The organism is Streptomyces pactum (assembly GCF_016031615.1).
GTDB classification, from domain to species: domain Bacteria; phylum Actinomycetota; class Actinomycetes; order Streptomycetales; family Streptomycetaceae; genus Streptomyces; species Streptomyces pactus.
The window spans coordinates 4,696,198-4,715,872 of sequence record NZ_JACYXC010000001.1; the positions used below are offsets into that span (position 1 = coordinate 4,696,198).

The following is a 19,675-nucleotide window of genomic DNA, read 5'->3' on the forward strand; positions in this document are numbered from 1 at the left end:
GATCGCCAACCCGGTCAACCAGGACTCGGCCCAGGTCAGAAGGTGTGTTCGCGTATCGGACGGGACGGGCGAACCGGGACGACACGGTGGAGTGAGCTGAGGGAGAGTCGTCGCGGCCCGCTCAAGAGTGCGGTACCGTCCAACGTCGTGAGCCCTGTACGTCGCTGTTCGCGCACCGCGTGCGGTCGTCCCGCCGTCGCGACGCTGACGTACGTCTACGCGGATTCGACCGCCGTTCTCGGACCGCTCGCGACCTATGCCGAACCCCACTGCTACGACCTGTGCTCGGAGCACTCCGAGCGGCTGACCGCGCCGCGCGGCTGGGAAGTGGTACGCCTCGCGGTGGACACCGGCCCGGCCCGGCCGACCGGTGACGATCTCGAAGCACTCGCCAACGCGGTACGCGAGGCCGCCCGCCCGCAGGAGCGCGCGGCCGGCGCCGGCGGTGGTCACGGCGGCATCGGGCCCAACGGCCGTGAGACGGACGCCCGGGAGGTCGCCCGCCGCGGCCATCTGCGGGTCCTCCGCTCGCCGGACTCCTCCTGACCCTGCCGGGTCCTCCCAGAGGTTCCCCCACCCGGCATCCCCGGTCCTCTCCGGTTCATTCCCGGCCTTTCCCCGAGCCGTCGCCGCCCGCCGCGCCCGTCCTGGCGCGGGACACCCTCAGCGGCCCCACCGGGCGGCGGCCGGGCCGTATCCGGGATCGTGTCCGGTGCCGGGCCGGGCACACCTCCGGGACGACGTGGCGTGGCGCACGTCCGCCGCACCCGTTGCGATCAGCTCCTGCGGGTAGGTTTGAGGCACCGTAGAGACCTCCAGAAGGGGTTGGCTGTGCCCGACTTGTCGCAGATCGTGAAGGCGTACGACGTGCGGGGAGTGGTCCCGGACCAGTGGGACGAGTCACTCGCCGAGCTCTTCGGCGCCGCCTTCGCCCGGGTCACCGGCGCGGCGGCGATCGTCGTCGGCCATGACATGCGCCCCTCCTCGCCCGGCCTGTCGAGCGCCTTCGCCCGGGGCGCCGCGACGCTGGGCGTCGATGTGACCGAGATCGGCCTGTGCTCCACCGACCAGCTGTACTTCGCGAGCGGGCAGCTGGGCCTGCCCGGCGCGATGTTCACCGCCAGCCACAACCCGGCCCGGTACAACGGCATCAAGATGTGCCGGGCCGGCGCCGCCCCCGTCGGCCAGGACAGCGGACTGGCCGAGATCCGGGCCCTGGTGGAGGAGTGGTCCACCACCGGTGCCCCGGCCCCCGCGGACACCCCCGGCACCGTCACCCGGCGGGACGTGCTCGCCGACTACGCGGCCCACCTGCGGTCCCTGGTCGACCTCACCACCATCCGGCCGCTCAAGGTCGTGGTGGACGCCGGCAACGGGATGGGCGGGCACACCGTGCCGAGCGTCTTCGAGGGCCTGCCGATCGACCTGGTGCCCATGTACTTCGAGCTCGACGGCACGTTCCCCAACCACGAGGCGAACCCGCTCGACCCGAAGAACATCGTCGATCTCCAGGCCCGCGTCCGCGAGACCGGTGCCGATGTCGGCCTCGCCTTCGACGGCGACGCCGACCGCTGCTTCGTCGTCGACGAGCGCGGCGAGCCGGTCTCCCCGTCCGCCATCACCGCCCTGGTCGCCGCCCGTGAGCTGGCCAAGCACCCCGGCGGCACGGTCATCCACAACTGCATCACCTCCTGGTCGGTGCCCGAGGTCGTCAAGGAGAACGGCGGCACCCCCGTCCGCACCCGGGTGGGGCACTCCTTCATCAAGGAGGAGATGGCCCGCACCGGCGCGATCTTCGGCGGCGAGCACTCGGCGCACTACTACTTCCGCGACTTCTGGAACGCCGACACCGGCATGCTGGCCGCGCTGCACGTGCTCGCGGCGCTCGGCGGCCAGCAGGGCAGCCTCTCCGAGCTGGTCGCCGCGTACGACCGGTACGCCGCCTCCGGCGAGATCAACAGCACCGTGGCGGACCAGGCGGGCCGGGCGGCGGCGGTCAAGGAGGCCTACGCCGGCCGTGACGGCGTCGAACTCGACGAGCTGGACGGGCTCACCGTCACCGCCGCCGACTGGTGGTTCAACCTCCGCCCCTCCAACACCGAGCCGCTGCTCCGCCTCAACGTGGAGGCCCGCGACGCGGCGACCGCCGAGCGGGTCCGCGACGAGGTCCTCGCCATCGTCCGGGCCTGACCCCCGGCCCGCGCCGGCCACTCAGGACCCGGCGGGCGGTGCGCGGGGGCGGTCTGGACGACCGCCCCGGCGTACCGCTCGCCGGCACCCCGCGCCGCTCACCCGGCACGAGTGTTCGCACCAGTAGGGGGGCGTCCGACCGGTGCGGGCACCGTCCCGTAGGGGGGCGCCCAGTCCTCGGGGGAGCCCCAGCCCGTGGGGCGGCCCGGTCCCGTAGTGGGCGCCCTGCCCGTAGGGGGCGCCCGGTCCCGTAGGGGGTGGTCCACCGGTGGTCCACCCCGATGCGGACGTCCGCCGCGCCCGCCCGTACGGGCATCCGCAGGGGCACCCGGACCCGGGTCCGGGCGCGGCTCGCCCGGCCCTGACCCGGCGGTAGGCTGACGAGACCATGCCCACCCCCGAAGGGAAGCCGACGATGCCGCTCGAAGCCGGTCTTCTGGAGATCCTCGCCTGCCCGGCGTGTCACGCCCCGCTGCGTGAGGAGTCCGGCCCGGACCGCCACGAACTGGTGTGCACCAGCAAGGACTGCGGCCTGGCGTACCCGGTGCGGGACGGCATTCCGGTCCTGCTCGTCGACGAGGCCCGCCGCACCTCCTGACCCGGCCCCCGCCCGGGCAGCTTCCCCACCGCGGGCCGGGACCTCGCAAATCGGCCGACTGCCCCGGCACTGCCGACCGGGCCGGCAGGTCCCGCCCTCCCGTCCGGACGGGAAAGGGGCGCGCGCGCAGGTGCGCGGCGATGCCGCCCGGCCGTACGGACGGGACGTGTGCGGGCGCAGGCACGGTGAACCGACGGCCTCCGGCTCCGGGCTCCCGGTTCCCCTCGGCGTGCCCGTCTTCCTGGCCTGACCGTGCACCGGCCGGTCGCGACCACGCTCCGCGGTCCGTCCGCCGCGTCACGCACCAGGTGCCGGCGCGCGAACCTGACCGCCGCTCCGGCGGCATCCGGCGCGACACCGCGTCGCCGGGCGATGACGCGACCGGCCACCGTCGCGATTCCTGCTCGCCGGCCGCTGCCCACCGCCGCCGACCGTCACTGTCGACCGCCGCCGTCGGTCGCTCGTTCCGGCCGCCGGGCGCCCCTGCCCGCCGATCGCCCGGCCACCGAACCCACCACCTCCCCGCCCGCCGTCGCCCGGAACCGCCGCCCGCCCCGGGTTCGCCCGGATCGCCCAGGTCCGCGCGACACGCGGACCCCCGACCCCCGGTATCTCCGGCACCCGGACCCGAGGCCTCCGGACCCGAAGCACCGGACCCGGCGCCCCGCACCGTGAACGCGTCCGGCCGCGCCACGCGGAGATCGCCGAGGGCGGGGTACACGGGGACACAGCGGTACCGCCCGGGGTACGTTCGGGTCCACGGGACCGTGCGCCGTACCGCCGCCCGGCGCACGACCTCGGCGACCCCACGAGCCGGCGCGGGAACCGGGGCCCACCGCACCACCCGGGCGCGGCAGGCCCACCGCACGACCCGGGCGCGGCAGTGCCCTCCGTACCACCGGCACGCGGTGCGTGGCGTCGGCCGTGACCCGGGCGCGGCGGCACCGACCGCACCGCGACGCACCCCACACACCGCACCGCTACGGCGATCGGAGGCCCAAGCCCGATGCTCGACGAATCCCTTCTCGATGCCCCGGACGCCCTCGCCCGTGCCGACACCCGGGGGCTGCTGCGCGGCGCCGCCGAAGCGGGTGCCCGGGTACGCTCCGCCGCCCGGCACGCCGCCGAGGCCGGCATCCCCGGCCTGCGGCCGGACGGACGCCCCCGCGCGGTGCTGGTCGCGGGTCCGGGCGCGGCCGGCAGCTGCACGGCCGACCTGCTCGCCGCGTGGACCGGCGGCAGCTGCCCGGTCAGCCTGATCGCGCCGGCCGGCGTGGCCCCCGCCCCCGGGGCGCTGCGCTGGACCCTGCCCGGCTGGGCCGGGCCGCTCGACCTGCTGCTCATCGCCACCCCCGACGGGTCCGAGCCGGGCCTGCCGCGCCTGGTGGAACAGGCGTACCGCCGGGGCTGCTCGATCGCCGCCGTGGCGCCCGGGCGCTCCCCGCTCACCGAGGCCGTCGGCCAGGCGCGCGGACTGGCGGTGCCGCTGGCCGTCGCGGGCTACCTCGCCACCCCCTACGCCACCGACGCGTACGACGCGGAGGGCGAGGCGTCGGAGGAGGACCAGGCCGCGGCCGCCGGGGCCTTCGACCCCCGGACGCCGGACACGGCCGAGGACGGCGGCCCGGACGCCACCGGGGCGCGGCACCCGGCGCACGCCCCCACCGGACACGCCGACGACCCGCCGGGCACCGCCCCCGACGAGAGCACCGGACCCGCGCTGCCCAGCACCCTGTGGGCCCTGCTCACCCCGCTCCTGTCGCTGGTGGACCGCATCGGCCTGGTGGACGCGCCGCCGGACGCGCTCGCCCGGGTGGCCGACCGGCTGGACCGGGTCGCCGAACGCTGCGGCCCGGCCATCGCCACGTACTCCAACCCCGCAAAGGCCCTCGCCGCCGAGCTGGCCGGGGCCCTGCCCCTGGTGTGGACCGAGGGGCCGGTGGCGGGTGCGGCCGGGCGCCGCTTCGCCGGGCTGCTCGCCGCGCTGGCCGGCCGCCCGGCCCTCGCCGCCGAGCTGCCTGGCGCACTGGCCGCCCACGGCGCGCTGCTGACCGGCGCCTTCGCGGGCGGCGCCGACCCCGACGACTTCTTCCGCGACCGGGTGGAGGACCCCGAGGCGCTGCACGCGCGCATCGTCCTCTTCCGTGACCAGCAGACGCCCGGCAACTCCGCCGTCCCGACCGCCCGCGAACTGGCGCTCGCCCACGACACCCCGATAAGCGAGCTGGAACCGGCCGACGGCACCCCCCTGGAGAGCGCGGCGGAGCTTCTCGCCATCGCGGATTTCGCCGCCGTTTACCTGACGCTCGCTTCCGCAGAGAGATCATGACTACGGGCGGTGGATGGCGCTCACCCGGCTGACCCGGCAGGCGGGTCACGGGCGGGTGCCGACCGGTGCCACCAACGGCGCCGACCGCCGGCCGGACCGGACCGAACCGGAACCACCGGACCGGGTGCGGCCGGACCGCACGCCGGCGCCACCGGCCCGGCCCGCCACCGGACCGCGCACGGCCGGACCGCACGCCGACGCCACCGGCCCACGCCGGCCCGGAACCGGCACCGGTCGGCACCGGCACGGGCCGGCACCGGCACGGGACGGCCGGCGGTACCGGACCGGACCCGCACCGAACGCGGCCGCGGCAAACCAACGCCCACCGGCACCGGAACGGCACCGGACGGCACCGGAACGGCACCGGCACCGGAACGGCACCGGCACCGGCACCGGCCCGGCACCCCGGACGGGACGTGCACCCACGCCCCGCACACCCGCACGACCCGTACGACACAGTGAGGAACGCAGCGAACCATGGACCGCCTCGCGAACACCGTGCGCCCCTACGCCTGGGGCTCCACCACCGCGATCCCTCAGCTCCTCGGCGTCCCGCCGACCGGTGAGCCGCAGGCCGAGCTGTGGATGGGGGCCCACCCGGCGGCGCCGTCAAGGGTCGACCGGGGAGCCGGCCCGGCACCGCTCACCGAGGTCATCGCCGCCGACCCGGAGGGCGAACTCGGCGCTCCGGCGGTGCGCCGCTTCGGGCCGGAGCTGCCGTTCCTGGTGAAGCTGCTCGCCGCCGCCGCACCGCTGTCCCTCCAGGTCCACCCCGACCGGGAACAGGCGCGCGCCGGCCACGCGGGGGAGGAGGCGCGGGGCGTGCCGCTGGACGCGCCGCACCGCACCTACAAGGACCCCAACCACAAGCCCGAGATGATCTGCGCCCTGACGCCGTTCACCGGTCTGTGCGGCTTCCGGGCCCCGGAGGAGACCGCCGAGGTGATGGCCGCCCTCGACATCGACTCCCTCAAGCCGTACGTGGACATCCTGCACGCGCACCCCGAGGCGGACGCGCTCCGCGAGCTGCTCACCGCCGTGCTCACCGCCGACCGGGCGGCCATGGCGGAGACGGTGGAGCAGGCCGCCCGTGCCGCCGAACGGCTGAGCGGCCTCGGCGGGCCGCACGCCGACGCCTACGCCGCGTACGCCGTCCTCGCCCGGCACCACCCCGGGGACCCGGGCGTGATCGCCGCCATGCTCCTCAACCACGTCCGGCTCCAGCCGGGCGAGGCGCTCTACCTCGGCGCCGGCGTGCCGCACGCCTACCTCGACGGCCTGGGCGTGGAGATCATGGCGACCTCCGACAACGTGCTGCGCTGCGGCCTGACCCCCAAGCACGTGGACGTCCCCGAGCTGCTGCGGGTGGTCCGGTTCGAGAGCGGCCCGCCCGCCGTGCTGCGGCCCGAGGCGGACCCGGACGGCGAGGAGGTGTACGACACCCCCGTCGACGACTTCCGGCTCTCCCGCCACGTGTGGGCCGAGGGCGCCGCGCCCCGGGCCCTGCCCGCCACCGCCCCGCAGATCCTGCTCTGCACCGCCGGGACGGTCCGGCTGCGCGCCACCGCCGCGCCGGCCGGCCGGCCCGGCGCGGACGTGTCCCTCGGCCCCGGGGAGTCGGTCTTCGTCCCGGCGGGGGAGCGCGTCGAGGCGGCCGGGGCCGGCACCCTCTTCCGCGCCACGGTCGTCGTCTGACACCGCCCTTTCCGCGCCACGGCCGCGGTCCGATGCGCGGACCGGGGCCGCGGCCCGGCACCGCCCTCCCCGCGCCGCGGTCGCGGCCCGGCACCGCCGCTCCGGCCGTGCGCGGATGAGCTGCGACAATGGCCCGCCGTGACACGGTGGGAGACAGCAGGAGTGCCGACAGGCGGAAGGGATAACCGGCTCGTATGAGTGCATCAGGCGGAACCAAGGCGATCGTCGCCGCGCTGGGCGCGAACCTGGCCATCGCGGTGGCCAAGTTCGTGGCGGCGGCGGTCAGTGGCTCGGCGTCGATGCTCGCCGAAGGCGTGCACTCGCTCGCCGACTCGGGCAACCAGGGACTGCTGCTGCTGGGCGGTAAGAAGGCCAAGCGGGAGGCCACCCCGGAGCACCCCTTCGGCTACGGGCGCGAGCGGTACATCTACGGCTTCCTCGTCTCCATCGTGCTGTTCACCATCGGCGGCGTCTTCGCCCTCTACGAGGGCTACGAGAAGATCCAGCACCCGCACGAGATCGAGCACTGGTACTGGCCGGTCGGCGTCCTGGTCTTCGCCATCGTCGCGGAGAGCTTCTCCTTCCGTACCGCGATCAAGGAGTCCAACGCGGTCCGGGGCGCGCTGGGCTGGCGCCAGTTCGTCCGCCGCGCCAAGGCCCCCGAGCTGCCCGTCGTCCTCCTGGAGGACCTCGGCGCGCTGGTCGGCCTCGTCCTCGCCCTGGGCGGGGTCAGCCTGGCGCTGGCCACCGGCGACGGGGTGTGGGACGGCGTCGGCACGATGTGCATCGGGGCCCTGCTGGTGCTGATCGCCCTGGTCCTCGCCGTGGAGACCAAGTCGCTGCTGCTCGGTGAGGCGGCCGACGTGGACCAGGTCGCCCGGATCCGCGAGGCCGTGGTGGACGGGGAGACCGTCACCCGCCTCATCCACATGCGCACCCTCCACCTCGGCCCGGAGGAGCTGCTGGTCGCCGCGAAGATCGCGGTCAGGCACGACGACACCGCCGAGACCATCGCCCGCGCCATCGACGCCGCCGAGGCCCGTATCCGCGAGGCCGTGCCCATCGCCCGGGTGATCTACCTGGAACCGGACATCTTCAATGCGGAGGCCGCCGCGTCGGGCTCCACGGTCACCTGGTCACCCGCCCCCTGACCACCCGCCCCCGGGGCCGGCCCGCCCCACCCCACGGGCCGGCCCCCGACACGGACCCGCACACCCCGCGCTCCGTACCCCGCATCTCCCGGGCGCCGGCCCGTAGGGGCACCCGCAGGCCGGCCGCCCGGGGTGCTCCCAGGACCGGCTCGCCGCAGCACCCCCCTCCCGCAGCCCCCGCCGCGGGCGCCCCCCCACGGCCGCCCACCGCCGGCGTCCGCCCGTCCCCGGTCCCCGTCCGGCATCCGGGCGCGGGAACCGCCCCCGCCCACCCGGCTCGCCACCCCCGGCGTACGCCCGTCACAGCCCGGTACCACCGGCAGGCGCCGGCGCTCGCGGGCGCGCCGGCCCGGCCGAAGTCCGCCCCCTCGGGCTGGGGCGGACCGCGCCCCCCGGTGTAGATTCGTGACCAGAGCCAGACGTCGCTGCTGATGGCGGTCGGGTGGTCCGTACGCGGACCGTCCGAGGGAGAGAGGGCCTTCGACGGACTGCGCTGTGAGTGACGGATGCACCCGCGATCCCGCGCGGTGCACCGGTTCGTCGCGTACGCGCACAGCCGTGCGTACGCGGGACCGCGCAGGAATTCCGCCACCGCATGCCCAGCCGAGACCACTCTCGCTCGAACCCATGGAGGACAACCTCATGACCACCGCCGCCAACGGTCAGGACTTCAAGGTCGCCGACCTGTCCCTGGCCGCTTTCGGCCGCAAGGAGATCACCCTCGCCGAGCACGAGATGCCCGGCCTGATGGCGATCCGCGCCGAGTACGCCGAGGCCCAGCCGCTCGCCGGCGCCCGTATCACCGGATCGCTGCACATGACCGTGCAGACCGCGGTCCTGATCGAGACCCTGGTCGCGCTCGGCGCCCGGGTCCGCTGGGCCTCGTGCAACATCTTCTCCACCCAGGACCACGCCGCCGCGGCCGTCGCGGTCGGCCCCGACGGCACCCCGGAGGACCCCCGGGGCGTGCCGGTCTTCGCCTGGAAGGGCGAGACCCTCGAAGAGTACTGGTGGTGCACCGAGCAGGCCCTGACCTGGCCGGACGCCGAGACCGGCGGCCCGAACATGATCCTGGACGACGGCGGTGACGCCACCCTGCTCGTCCACAAGGGCGTGGAGTACGAGAAGGCCGGCGCGGCCCCCTCGGTGGACACCGCCGAGAACGAGGAGCACCGGGTCATCCTGGAGCTGCTCAACCGCACCCTCGCCGAGAGCCCCCAGAAGTGGACCCGGCTGGCCTCCGAGATCCGGGGCGTCACCGAGGAGACCACCACCGGCGTGCACCGCCTGTACGAGATGCACCGCGAGGGGACGCTCCTCTTCCCGGCCATCAACGTCAACGACTCGGTGACCAAGTCGAAGTTCGACAACAAGTACGGCTGCCGCCACTCGCTCATCGACGGCATCAACCGCGCCACCGACGTCCTCATCGGGGGCAAGGTCGCGGTCGTCTGCGGCTACGGCGACGTCGGCAAGGGCTGCGCGGAGTCGCTGCGGGGCCAGGGCGCCCGCGTGGTGGTGACCGAGATCGACCCGATCTGCGCGCTCCAGGCCGCGATGGACGGCTACCAGGTGGCCACCCTGGACGACGTGGTGGAGACCGCGGACATCTTCATCACCACCACCGGCAACAAGGACATCATCATGGCCTCCGACATGGCCCGGATGAAGCACCAGGCCATCGTGGGGAACATCGGCCACTTCGACAACGAGATCGACATGGCCGGCCTGGCCGCGGTCCCGGGCATCGTCAAGGACGAGGTCAAGCCGCAGGTCCACACCTGGACCTTCCCCGACGGCAAGACGATCATCGTGCTGTCCGAGGGCCGGCTGCTCAACCTGGGCAACGCGACGGGCCACCCGTCCTTCGTGATGTCCAACTCCTTCGCCAACCAGACGATCGCCCAGATCGAGCTGTTCACCAAGCCCGAGTCGTACCCGACCGACGTCTACGTGATCCCCAAGCACCTGGACGAGAAGGTCGCCCGGCTCCACCTGGACGCGCTCGGCGCCAAGCTGACCACGCTCCGCCCGGAGCAGGCCGCCTACATCGGCGTCCCGGTCGAGGGCCCGTACAAGCCCGACCACTACCGCTACTGAGCCCCGGCGAGGCCGGCCGGTTTCCCCGGTCGGCCTCGCCGACCGGTCGGTTTCAGGCCCCCGCCGGGCAGGCGGGGGCCTGATCCGTCGGCACCCCAAGGACCGACCATGCCCCGCGGCCGTTACTCGCTCCACGACCCCCACGACCACACCCCCCTCGGCGAAGAGCACTTCCACTGCGCCCCCGGGCCCACCGGCTGGCGCTACGTCTCCCAGCTCACCGCCCCCGCCGGGACGGCGCCGGCCGCGGACGTTGCGCACGGCGCCGCCGACGGCCCGTCCGTCACCGGCTCCGTCGATCTCGCCCTGGACGAGCTGGGCCGCCCGGTCCGGCTGGAGCTGCGCGCGGCCGACTGGCGGGTCCGGGGCGCCGCCCTGGACGGCATCACCTGGGTACGGACCGACCCCACCGGCGAACACGCGACCGAGGGGAACGTCGCCGCGCACGCCTTCACCGGCGCGTCCCCCGCGTTCCTGGTCGCCACCTCCCGGCTGCTGCGCCTGGCCCCAGGGGGGCCCGCCACCCGCGTCCGCCTGGTGGCCCTCACCGCCCCGGTCCTCGCACCGCGCACCGTGGACCAGTCCTGGGCGCTGGTCGCCCGGACCGCGCACGACGCCGGCACCGGACCGCTCATGGTGGACGAGTACCAGGTGAGTGCCCTGGACACCGGGGAGCGGTACAGCGTGTACATCGCGGGGGACGTGGTGCTGGCCGCGCCCGGCGTCGAGCTGGAGGACCTCGACACCCCGCCCTCGGTCTTCCCCTGACACCGGCCGGTGCCGGGCCAGGACGGCGGAGCCCGCACGGCGGACGCTCCGGACCGGACGGCGCCAGGCGGACACCGCCGCCCGGAGGACGCTCCGCCCGCCCCCGGCGGCGTGATGTGCATCCGACCGCCAGGAGCTGCTAATCTCCTGTTCGCCCCGAGACACCTGTTGACACGGGTGGGCAGGGGAGGTAGGTTTTAACGGTTACGAGAGGGGGCGAGCCCCCCGTAGCCGTTGGCGTCTACGACGCTCCGCCGGGACAGTGAGCCCGGTGGGCACCTTCGAAAGCATTGGAACGCAAACGCCGATTAGGTCGGCGGAAGTGATTCTGATAAAGTCGAAACCACCGAACGGCGGAAATAAAAAACCGTCGAGCGGCAGGCCACTCCAACGGCCACCGGAAATGAAATCCGAACCGGGAACGGAACGGAAAACGGATCTGGTAAGGTTGGAAACACCGAAGGGAAGCGCCCGGAGGAAAGCCCGAGAGGGTGAGTACGAAGGAAGCGTCCGTTCCTTGAGAACTCAACAGCGTGCCAAAAGTCAACGCCAGATATGTTGATACCCCGTCTCCGGGCCGGTGAATGACCGGGAGTCGAGGTTCCTTTGAAGAAACACACACAGCGAGGACGCTGTGAACCGTTGGGACTATTCCTCCTGACGGTTCCGCTCAACGCGAGTGATGCCCCGATCACGGGGAAGCATTCACGGAGAGTTTGATCCTGGCTCAGGACGAACGCTGGCGGCGTGCTTAACACATGCAAGTCGAACGATGAACCCGCTTCGGTGGGGGATTAGTGGCGAACGGGTGAGTAACACGTGGGCAATCTGCCCTGCACTCTGGGACAAGCCCTGGAAACGGGGTCTAATACCGGATATGACGCGTGACCGCATGGTCTGCGCGTGGAAAGCTCCGGCGGTGCAGGATGAGCCCGCGGCCTATCAGCTTGTTGGTGGGGTAATGGCCTACCAAGGCGACGACGGGTAGCCGGCCTGAGAGGGCGACCGGCCACACTGGGACTGAGACACGGCCCAGACTCCTACGGGAGGCAGCAGTGGGGAATATTGCACAATGGGCGAAAGCCTGATGCAGCGACGCCGCGTGAGGGATGACGGCCTTCGGGTTGTAAACCTCTTTCAGCAGGGAAGAAGCGAAAGTGACGGTACCTGCAGAAGAAGCGCCGGCTAACTACGTGCCAGCAGCCGCGGTAATACGTAGGGCGCGAGCGTTGTCCGGAATTATTGGGCGTAAAGAGCTCGTAGGCGGCTTGTCACGTCGGATGTGAAAGCCCGGGGCTTAACCCCGGGTCTGCATTCGATACGGGCAGGCTAGAGTTCGGTAGGGGAGATCGGAATTCCTGGTGTAGCGGTGAAATGCGCAGATATCAGGAGGAACACCGGTGGCGAAGGCGGATCTCTGGGCCGATACTGACGCTGAGGAGCGAAAGCGTGGGGAGCGAACAGGATTAGATACCCTGGTAGTCCACGCCGTAAACGTTGGGAACTAGGTGTGGGCGACATTCCACGTTGTCCGTGCCGCAGCTAACGCATTAAGTTCCCCGCCTGGGGAGTACGGCCGCAAGGCTAAAACTCAAAGGAATTGACGGGGGCCCGCACAAGCGGCGGAGCATGTGGCTTAATTCGACGCAACGCGAAGAACCTTACCAAGGCTTGACATACATCGGAAAGCGCCAGAGATGGTGCCCCCCTTGTGGTCGGTGTACAGGTGGTGCATGGCTGTCGTCAGCTCGTGTCGTGAGATGTTGGGTTAAGTCCCGCAACGAGCGCAACCCTTGTTCTGTGTTGCCAGCATGCCTTTCGGGGTGATGGGGACTCACAGGAGACTGCCGGGGTCAACTCGGAGGAAGGTGGGGACGACGTCAAGTCATCATGCCCCTTATGTCTTGGGCTGCACACGTGCTACAATGGCCGGTACAAAGAGCTGCGATACCGTGAGGTGGAGCGAATCTCAAAAAGCCGGTCTCAGTTCGGATTGGGGTCTGCAACTCGACCCCATGAAGTCGGAGTCGCTAGTAATCGCAGATCAGCATTGCTGCGGTGAATACGTTCCCGGGCCTTGTACACACCGCCCGTCACGTCACGAAAGTCGGTAACACCCGAAGCCGGTGGCCCAACCCCTTGTGGGAGGGAGTCGTCGAAGGTGGGACTGGCGATTGGGACGAAGTCGTAACAAGGTAGCCGTACCGGAAGGTGCGGCTGGATCACCTCCTTTCTAAGGAGCACATGGCCGACTGCGAGCGAATGTCTCGCACGGTTAGCTCATGGGTGGAACGTTGACTATTCGGCGCATCTGGTTCGGTGGAACCACTAGTACTGCTTCGGCGTGGAACGTGGGTCTGATCGGCCGGGTGGGCCGGGCACGCTGTTGGGTGTCTGAGGGTGCGAGCGCTGCTCGCCCTTCTCGATGCCGGTCTCGGTGAACTCCGCACGTGGTGTGGGGGTGACGGGGGACGGGTCGTTGTTTGAGAACTGCACAGTGGACGCGAGCATCTGTGGCCAAGTTTTTAAGGGCGCACGGTGGATGCCTTGGCACCAGGAACCGATGAAGGACGTGGGAGGCCGCGATAGGCCCCGGGGAGCTGTCAACCGAGCTGTGATCCGGGGGTGTCCGAATGGGGAAACCCGGCAGTCGTCATGGGCTGTCACCCGCTGCTGAACACATAGGCAGTGTGGAGGGAACGCGGGGAAGTGAAACATCTCAGTACCCGCAGGAAGAGAAAACAACCGTGATTCCGGGAGTAGTGGCGAGCGAAACTGGATGAGGCTAAACCTTGAGTGTGTGATACCCGGCAGGGGTTGCGCTCAGGGGGTTGTGGGAATGAGCTTCAGTCGTCTGCCGGCGGCTGGGCGAGTCAGAAACCATTGCGATAGGCGAAGGGCATGCGAAAGGCCCGGCGTAGAGGGTAAGACCCCCGTAGCTGAAATCGTGGTGGCTTGCTTGCTCATCTCCCAAGTAGCACGGGGCCCGAGAAATCCCGTGTGAATCTGGCGGGACCACCCGCTAAGCCTAAATATTCCCTGGTGACCGATAGCGGATAGTACCGTGAGGGAATGGTGAAAAGTACCGCGGGAGCGGAGTGAAATAGTACCTGAAACCGTGTGCCTACAAGCCGTGGGAGCGTCGCACATCGAGCTTGCTCGGTGTGTCGTGACTGCGTGCCTTTTGAAGAATGAGCCTGCGAGTTTGCGGTGTGTTGCGAGGTTAACCCGTGTGGGGAAGCCGTAGCGAAAGCGAGTCCGAATAGGGCGGTTGAGTAGCACGCTCAAGACCCGAAGCGGAGTGATCTAGCCATGGGCAGGTTGAAGCGGAGGTAAGACTTCGTGGAGGACCGAACCCACCAGGGTTGAAAACCTGGGGGATGACCTGTGGTTAGGGGTGAAAGGCCAATCAAACTCCGTGATAGCTGGTTCTCCCCGAAATGCATTTAGGTGCAGCGTCGTGTGTTTCTTGCCGGAGGTAGAGCACTGGATAGGCGATGGGCCCTACCGGGTTACTGACCTTAGCCAAACTCCGAATGCCGGTAAGTGAGAGCGCGGCAGTGAGACTGTGGGGGATAAGCTCCATGGTCGAGAGGGAAACAGCCCAGAGCATCGACTAAGGCCCCTAAGCGTACGCTAAGTGGGAAAGGATGTGGAGTCGCAGAGACAACCAGGAGGTTGGCTTAGAAGCAGCCACCCTTGAAAGAGTGCGTAATAGCTCACTGGTCAAGTGATTCCGCGCCGACAATGTAGCGGGGCTCAAGCGTACCGCCGAAGTCGTGTCATTGCAGTACATACCCCCAACGGGGACTGTGATGGGTAGGGGAGCGTCGTGTGCCGGGTGAAGCAGCACCGGAAGGTAGTTGTGGACGGTTCACGAGTGAGAATGCAGGCATGAGTAGCGATTCACACGTGAGAAACGTGTGCGCCGATTGACTAAGGGTTCCTGGGTCAAGCTGATCTGCCCAGGGTAAGTCGGGACCTAAGGCGAGGCCGACAGGCGTAGTCGATGGACAACCGGTTGATATTCCGGTACCCGCTTTGAAGCGCCAAACATCGAGGCGAGCGATGCTAAGTCCGTGAAGCCGCCGGGTGATCCTTCGGGTGATCTCGGAGTGGTGGAGCCGATGACCCAGACTTGTAGTAGGTGAGTGATGGGGTGACGCAGGAAGGTAGTCCAGCCCGGGCGGTGGTTGTCCCGGGGTAAGGGTGTAGCCCGAGAGATAGGCAAATCCGTCTCTCATATGAGGGTGAGACCTGATGCCGAGCCGATTGTGGTGAAGTGGATGATCCTATGCTGTCGAGAAAAGCCTCTAGCGAGTTTCATGGCGGCCCGTACCCTAAACCGACTCAGGTGGTCAGGTAGAGAATACCGAGGCGTTCGGGTGAACTATGGTTAAGGAACTCGGCAAAATGCCCCCGTAACTTCGGGAGAAGGGGGGCCATTTCTGGTGATCCGATTTACTCGGTGAGCTGGGGGTGGCCGCAGAGACCAGCGAGAAGCGACTGTTTACTAAAAACACAGGTCCGTGCGAAGCCGTAAGGCGATGTATACGGACTGACGCCTGCCCGGTGCTGGAACGTTAAGGGGACCGGTTAGCTTGGTTTCGACCAGGCGAAGCTGAGAACTTAAGCGCCAGTAAACGGCGGTGGTAACTATAACCATCCTAAGGTAGCGAAATTCCTTGTCGGGTAAGTTCCGACCTGCACGAATGGCGTAACGACTTCTCGACTGTCTCAACCATAGGCCCGGTGAAATTGCATTACGAGTAAAGATGCTCGTTTCGCGCAGCAGGACGGAAAGACCCCGGGACCTTTACTATAGCTTGATATTGGTGTTCGGTTCGGCTTGTGTAGGATAGGTGGGAGACTGTGAAGCATGCACGCCAGTGTGTGTGGAGTCGTCGTTGAAATACCACTCTGGTCGTGCTGGATGTCTAACCTGGGTCCGTGATCCGGATCAGGGACAGTGTCTGGTGGGTAGTTTAACTGGGGCGGTTGCCTCCTAAAGGGTAACGGAGGCGCCCAAAGGTTCCCTCAGCCTGGTTGGCAATCAGGTGTTGAGTGTAAGTGCACAAGGGAGCTTGACTGTGAGACCGACGGGTCGAGCAGGGACGAAAGTCGGGACTAGTGATCCGGCGGTGGCTTGTGGAAGCGCCGTCGCTCAACGGATAAAAGGTACCCCGGGGATAACAGGCTGATCTTCCCCAAGAGTCCATATCGACGGGATGGTTTGGCACCTCGATGTCGGCTCGTCGCATCCTGGGGCTGGAGTCGGTCCCAAGGGTTGGGCTGTTCGCCCATTAAAGCGGTACGCGAGCTGGGTTTAGAACGTCGTGAGACAGTTCGGTCCCTATCCGCTGTGCGCGTAGGAGTCTTGAGAAGGGCTGTCCCTAGTACGAGAGGACCGGGACGGACGAACCTCTGGTGTGCCAGTTGTTCTGCCAAGGGCATGGCTGGTTGGCTACGTTCGGGAGGGATAACCGCTGAAAGCATCTAAGCGGGAAGCCTGCTTCGAGATGAGGGCTCCCACCCACTTGATGGGGTAAGGCTCCCAGTAGACGACTGGGTTGATAGGCCAGATATGGAAGCCGGGTAACCGGTGGAGTTGACTGGTACTAATAGGCCGAGGGCTTGTCCTCAGTTGCTCGCGTCCACTGTGTTGGTTCTGAAGTAACGACCGTGTTGTGTCCGGTTGGTTAACTTCATAGTGTTTCGGTGGTTATTGCGTTAGGGGAACGCCCGGTTACATTCCGAACCCGGAAGCTAAGCCTTTCAGCGCCGATGGTACTGCAGGGGGGACCCTGTGGGAGAGTAGGACGCCGCCGAACAATTTTTCTGGCTCCGGTCGGGACTTCGGTCCCGACCGGAGCCTTTTTGCGTTTGTGCAGTTCCACGTGGACCTCTGCCCGGAGTCTTTTCTGCGGGGTTTTCCCGGGTTGGGCCGGCTGCGGTGTGTTGTCTGAGGGGCTCATCCGGCTCCGGCGCGTCGTGCTGTCGCGGAGGCCCGTCCGGAATCGGCTCGTCCTGGATATGGAGTCGTGGTCTGTGCGGGGGTAGCCATCGTTCTCAGCCCCGAGAGTGCGGCTCCGGGCCGCCGTAGGCGGGCCGGTTCATAGGGCGCCGGCGGCCTCACCCGGGGGTGATGATCCGGCGGCGCCGGAATGGTCGGGCGCCCCGAGGCGAACGGCGGGCACGAGCACCCAACGGGGCGTGCGAGGACGCCTGCCTGTGCGACTTCCTCTGCGTGTTCCGCGGCCGCGTATCTCTGGCAGGAGCGCAACGTGGCTCTGCCTCATCACCAGCGTCCCGGACTCGTGGACACGGGACCGACATACGTCGCCCCCGGGCCGGCGCACCGGCCCGGGGGCGACGTCGTCTCGAATCAGCCGGTCCGGTCCGGGCCGGGGCCGGGACCGTGCGGTGGCTTCGGTACGCCGTCCGCCGGGACACCGGTGGCGCGGGCGAGTTCCAGGTCGAGGGCCTCGCGACGGATCCGCTGGTCGATGTAGAGGAGCGCGGTGACCCCGGCGGTCAACGGCAGCGTGAGGGTGGTGCTCAGGACGCCGCCGAGACCGATCACGGCGAGGAACGTCCAGCTGACCGAGGTGTCCTCGCCGGACAGCCAGTCGGTGGCGCTGTCGCCGCCGAAGGCCATCGCCACCATGCTGGTGGGGATCTCGACGACCGCCTCGACCACCAGCACGATCACCAGGACCAGCAGCTGGATGCCGAACACCCGCCACCAGGCCCCGCGGACCAGCTTGGCCGAGCGCCGCAGGGCGGTGGTGACCCCCGCCTTCTCCAGCATCAGCGCGGGCGCGGCGAGGCTGTACCGGATCCACAGCCAGATCCCGGCGCCGAGGCCGGCGAAGCCGCCGAGCAGTGCCAGGGCGGCGCCCGCCTCCTCCGCACCGGCCAGCGCCAGCAGCACGCCCGGGGCGAAGCCGGCCAGCAGTGCCCCGAAGACGATCAGCGGGAGCAGCAGCACCAGGCCGCACAACCGGGGCAGCTGCGGGCGGGCGGCTCGCCAGGCCTCGCCGGCGCCGATGCCGCGGCCCAGGACCGCACGGCCGGTCACCACGGTGAGGAGGGCGGTGGCCGCCACCGTCGCCAGCACCCCGATCAGCACGGTCGCCCCGTTGCCCAGGGTGCCGCCGATCGCGTCGAGGGTCTGCTCCGCGGTCGGGGTGTCGTCGTCCAGGTCCTCCAGGCCCGAGACGTCCCGGAGCCACAGGCCGGTCGCCAGGGTGGCCAGGGTCTGGGTGACGACGGCCACGGCCAGGGCGATGCCCAGTACGGTGCGCCAGTGGGCGCGCACGGTCGCCACGGCGCCGTCCAGGATCTCGCCGACGCCCAGCGGGCGCAGCGGGATCGTGCCGGGCCTGGGTGCCGTCATCGCCGGGGCCCAACCGCCTCCCCAGCCGGGCGGGGCCCCGCCGACGGCAGGCGGGGGCGCGGTGCCGCCGCCCGGGGCGGTCCACCGGCCGGCGGGCGGCTGCCGCTCGGCCCACTTGGCGCCCCACACAGGCTGCTGCGGCGGGCCGTCCTGAGGCGCGGGCCGGCCGGGCTCCCCGCGCCGACCGTCGCCGCGGTCCTCGGGCTCGTCGGCGGAGGAGGACCCGGGCGGCGGGCCCGGAGTGTCGTTCATCGTCGCTCCTTCTCGCTGCCCCGCCGCCGGTGCGGCGGTGGCCGGTCGGCTGCCATCGTGCCACGGGACCCCCTGGTCCGGGGCGGGCCCGCGGGTGCGGCGCCGCGTCCCCCGCGGCGTGCGCCTGCCGCGCATTCCGGTCCGTGTACCCGTCCGTCCGCGCAGGCCGGGCGGACGGTTCCCGTCGTCCCGGGGTGGGGACGCACGCCAGGGCCGGCGCCTTCCGCGGGGGGTCTGCGCACGGCCCGGCTGTCCAAGGCCGGGGGCGGGACGGCGGGAAGGTGCACACCGAGGCGTCCGGCCGGGTACCGTACGAGGCCGTGATCCCTCGCCCCCGGCCGCGCGGCTCCCGCCGCGCCGTCGCCGTGCGGAGGGTCCGGCCGACATCCGACCGCTGACACCGGTGGAACCGGGCGTCGGCGCACCGTCACCGTCCGCAGCGCACGTCTGCCCAGGTCAGTGGCATGAATCACCTACGTCTATCGACCGGATGCGAAAATGGGATGATGTCGATATGAAGGGACGTGTCCTTGTCGTCGACGACGACACCGCACTGGCAGAGATGCTCGGCATCGTGCTGCGCGGCGAAGGCTTTGAACCGTCGTTCGTCTCGGACGGGGACAAGGCTCTGGCCGCATTTCGCGAGGCCAAGCCGGATCTGGTGCTGCTCGATCTGATGCTGCCCGGACGGGACGGCATCGAGGTGTGCCGTCTCATCCGTGCCGAGTCCGGCGTGCCGATCGTCATGCTCACCGCCAAGAGCGACACGGTCGACGTCGTGGTCGGTCTGGAGTCCGGTGCCGACGACTACATCGTCAAGCCGTTCAAGCCCAAGGAGCTGGTCGCCCGGATCAGGGCCCGGCTGCGGCGCTCCGAGGAGCCCGCGCCCGAGCAGCTGACCATCGGTGACCTGGTCATCGACGTGGCCGGGCACTCGGTGAAGCGGGACGGGCAGTCGATAGCGCTGACCCCGCTGGAGTTCGACCTGCTGGTGGCGCTGGCCCGCAAGCCGTGGCAGGTGTTCACCCGCGAGGTGCTGCTGGAGCAGGTGTGGGGGTACCGGCACGCGGCCGACACCCGTCTGGTCAACGTGCACGTGCAGCGGCTGCGCTCCAAGGTCGAGAAGGACCCGGAGCGCCCCGAGATCGTGGTGACCGTACGCGGCGTGGGCTACAAGGCCGGGCCGAGCTGAC

General features: G+C 70.0%; 10 protein-coding genes and 3 rRNA genes. 12 read left to right on the top strand and 1 reads right to left on the bottom strand.

What is annotated here, in order from left to right:
* The first annotated feature begins 96 nt into the window (after positions 1-96).
* The 11 genes from IHE55_RS18535 (at position 97) to rrf (ending at position 16,662) form a co-directional block, all read left to right on the top strand.
* Entirely contained in the window at positions 97-546 is a 450-nt protein-coding gene (locus IHE55_RS18535; protein ID WP_197992101.1) for a DUF3499 domain-containing protein, read from the top strand.
* Between the two features lie 285 nt (positions 547-831).
* A complete protein-coding gene (locus tag IHE55_RS18540) occupies positions 832-2,190 on the top strand; it encodes a phosphomannomutase/phosphoglucomutase (RefSeq protein WP_197990041.1) in 1,359 nt (452 codons plus the stop codon).
* A gap of 415 nt (positions 2,191-2,605) precedes the next feature.
* On the top strand, positions 2,606-2,788 hold the full coding sequence (locus IHE55_RS18545) for a Trm112 family protein (protein ID WP_197992102.1): 183 nt from the start codon (positions 2,606-2,608) through the stop codon (positions 2,786-2,788).
* A 1,006-nt stretch (positions 2,789-3,794) separates the two neighbouring features.
* Positions 3,795-5,117: an SIS domain-containing protein gene (locus tag IHE55_RS18550; protein WP_197990042.1), complete on the top strand. Its 1,323-nt coding sequence runs from the start codon at positions 3,795-3,797 to the stop codon at positions 5,115-5,117.
* Between the two features lie 477 nt (positions 5,118-5,594).
* A complete protein-coding gene (gene manA, locus IHE55_RS18555; protein ID WP_197990043.1) occupies positions 5,595-6,812 on the top strand; it encodes a mannose-6-phosphate isomerase, class I in 1,218 nt (405 codons plus the stop codon).
* Between the two features lie 194 nt (positions 6,813-7,006).
* Complete coding sequence (locus IHE55_RS18560) at positions 7,007-7,963, top strand: cation diffusion facilitator family transporter (protein ID WP_197990044.1); 957 nt, start codon at positions 7,007-7,009, stop codon at positions 7,961-7,963.
* 642 nt (positions 7,964-8,605) lie between these two features.
* On the top strand, positions 8,606-10,063 hold the full coding sequence (gene ahcY, locus IHE55_RS18565) for an adenosylhomocysteinase (RefSeq protein ID WP_197992103.1): 1,458 nt from the start codon (positions 8,606-8,608) through the stop codon (positions 10,061-10,063).
* Between the two features lie 108 nt (positions 10,064-10,171).
* Positions 10,172-10,831 carry a hypothetical protein gene (locus IHE55_RS18570; protein WP_197990045.1) on the top strand — a complete coding sequence of 220 codons (660 nt, stop codon included), beginning with the start codon at positions 10,172-10,174 and terminating at the stop codon, positions 10,829-10,831.
* 704 nt (positions 10,832-11,535) lie between these two features.
* Positions 11,536-13,064, top strand: a 16S ribosomal RNA gene (locus tag IHE55_RS18575).
* Between the two features lie 282 nt (positions 13,065-13,346).
* Positions 13,347-16,473, top strand: a 23S ribosomal RNA gene (locus IHE55_RS18580).
* A 72-nt stretch (positions 16,474-16,545) separates the two neighbouring features.
* Positions 16,546-16,662: ribosomal RNA gene (gene rrf, locus IHE55_RS18585) — 5S ribosomal RNA — on the top strand.
* Together the 16S, 23S and 5S rRNA genes form the textbook arrangement of a ribosomal RNA operon.
* Positions 16,663-17,216: 554 nt before the next feature.
* Here rrf and IHE55_RS18590 read toward each other — a convergent pair.
* Positions 17,217-18,482 carry a hypothetical protein gene (locus tag IHE55_RS18590; protein ID WP_197990046.1) on the bottom strand — a complete coding sequence of 422 codons (1,266 nt, stop codon included), beginning with the start codon at positions 18,480-18,482 and terminating at the stop codon, positions 17,217-17,219.
* 514 nt (positions 18,483-18,996) lie between these two features.
* Here IHE55_RS18590 and mtrA point away from each other — a divergent pair.
* On the top strand, positions 18,997-19,674 hold the full coding sequence (mtrA, locus tag IHE55_RS18595; RefSeq protein WP_197990047.1) for a two-component system response regulator MtrA: 678 nt from the start codon (positions 18,997-18,999) through the stop codon (positions 19,672-19,674).
* Position 19,675: the final 1 nt, after the last annotated feature.

Bases quoted from the DNA above. Each gene is read 5' to 3' on its own strand.
- IHE55_RS18545 (WP_197992102.1), top strand. From the start codon at position 2,606: ATGCCGCTCGAAGCCGGTCTTCTGGAGATCCTCGCCTGCCCGGCGTGT.
- IHE55_RS18550 (WP_197990042.1), top strand. From the start codon at position 3,795: ATGCTCGACGAATCCCTTCTCGATGCCCCGGACGCCCTCGCCCGTGCC.
- manA (WP_197990043.1), top strand. From the start codon at position 5,595: ATGGACCGCCTCGCGAACACCGTGCGCCCCTACGCCTGGGGCTCCACC.
- IHE55_RS18560 (WP_197990044.1), top strand. From the start codon at position 7,007: ATGAGTGCATCAGGCGGAACCAAGGCGATCGTCGCCGCGCTGGGCGCG.
- ahcY (WP_197992103.1), top strand. From the start codon at position 8,606: ATGACCACCGCCGCCAACGGTCAGGACTTCAAGGTCGCCGACCTGTCC.
- IHE55_RS18570 (WP_197990045.1), top strand. From the start codon at position 10,172: ATGCCCCGCGGCCGTTACTCGCTCCACGACCCCCACGACCACACCCCC.
- IHE55_RS18590 (WP_197990046.1), bottom strand. From the start codon at position 18,482: ATGAACGACACTCCGGGCCCGCCGCCCGGGTCCTCCTCCGCCGACGAG.
- mtrA (WP_197990047.1), top strand. From the start codon at position 18,997: ATGAAGGGACGTGTCCTTGTCGTCGACGACGACACCGCACTGGCAGAG.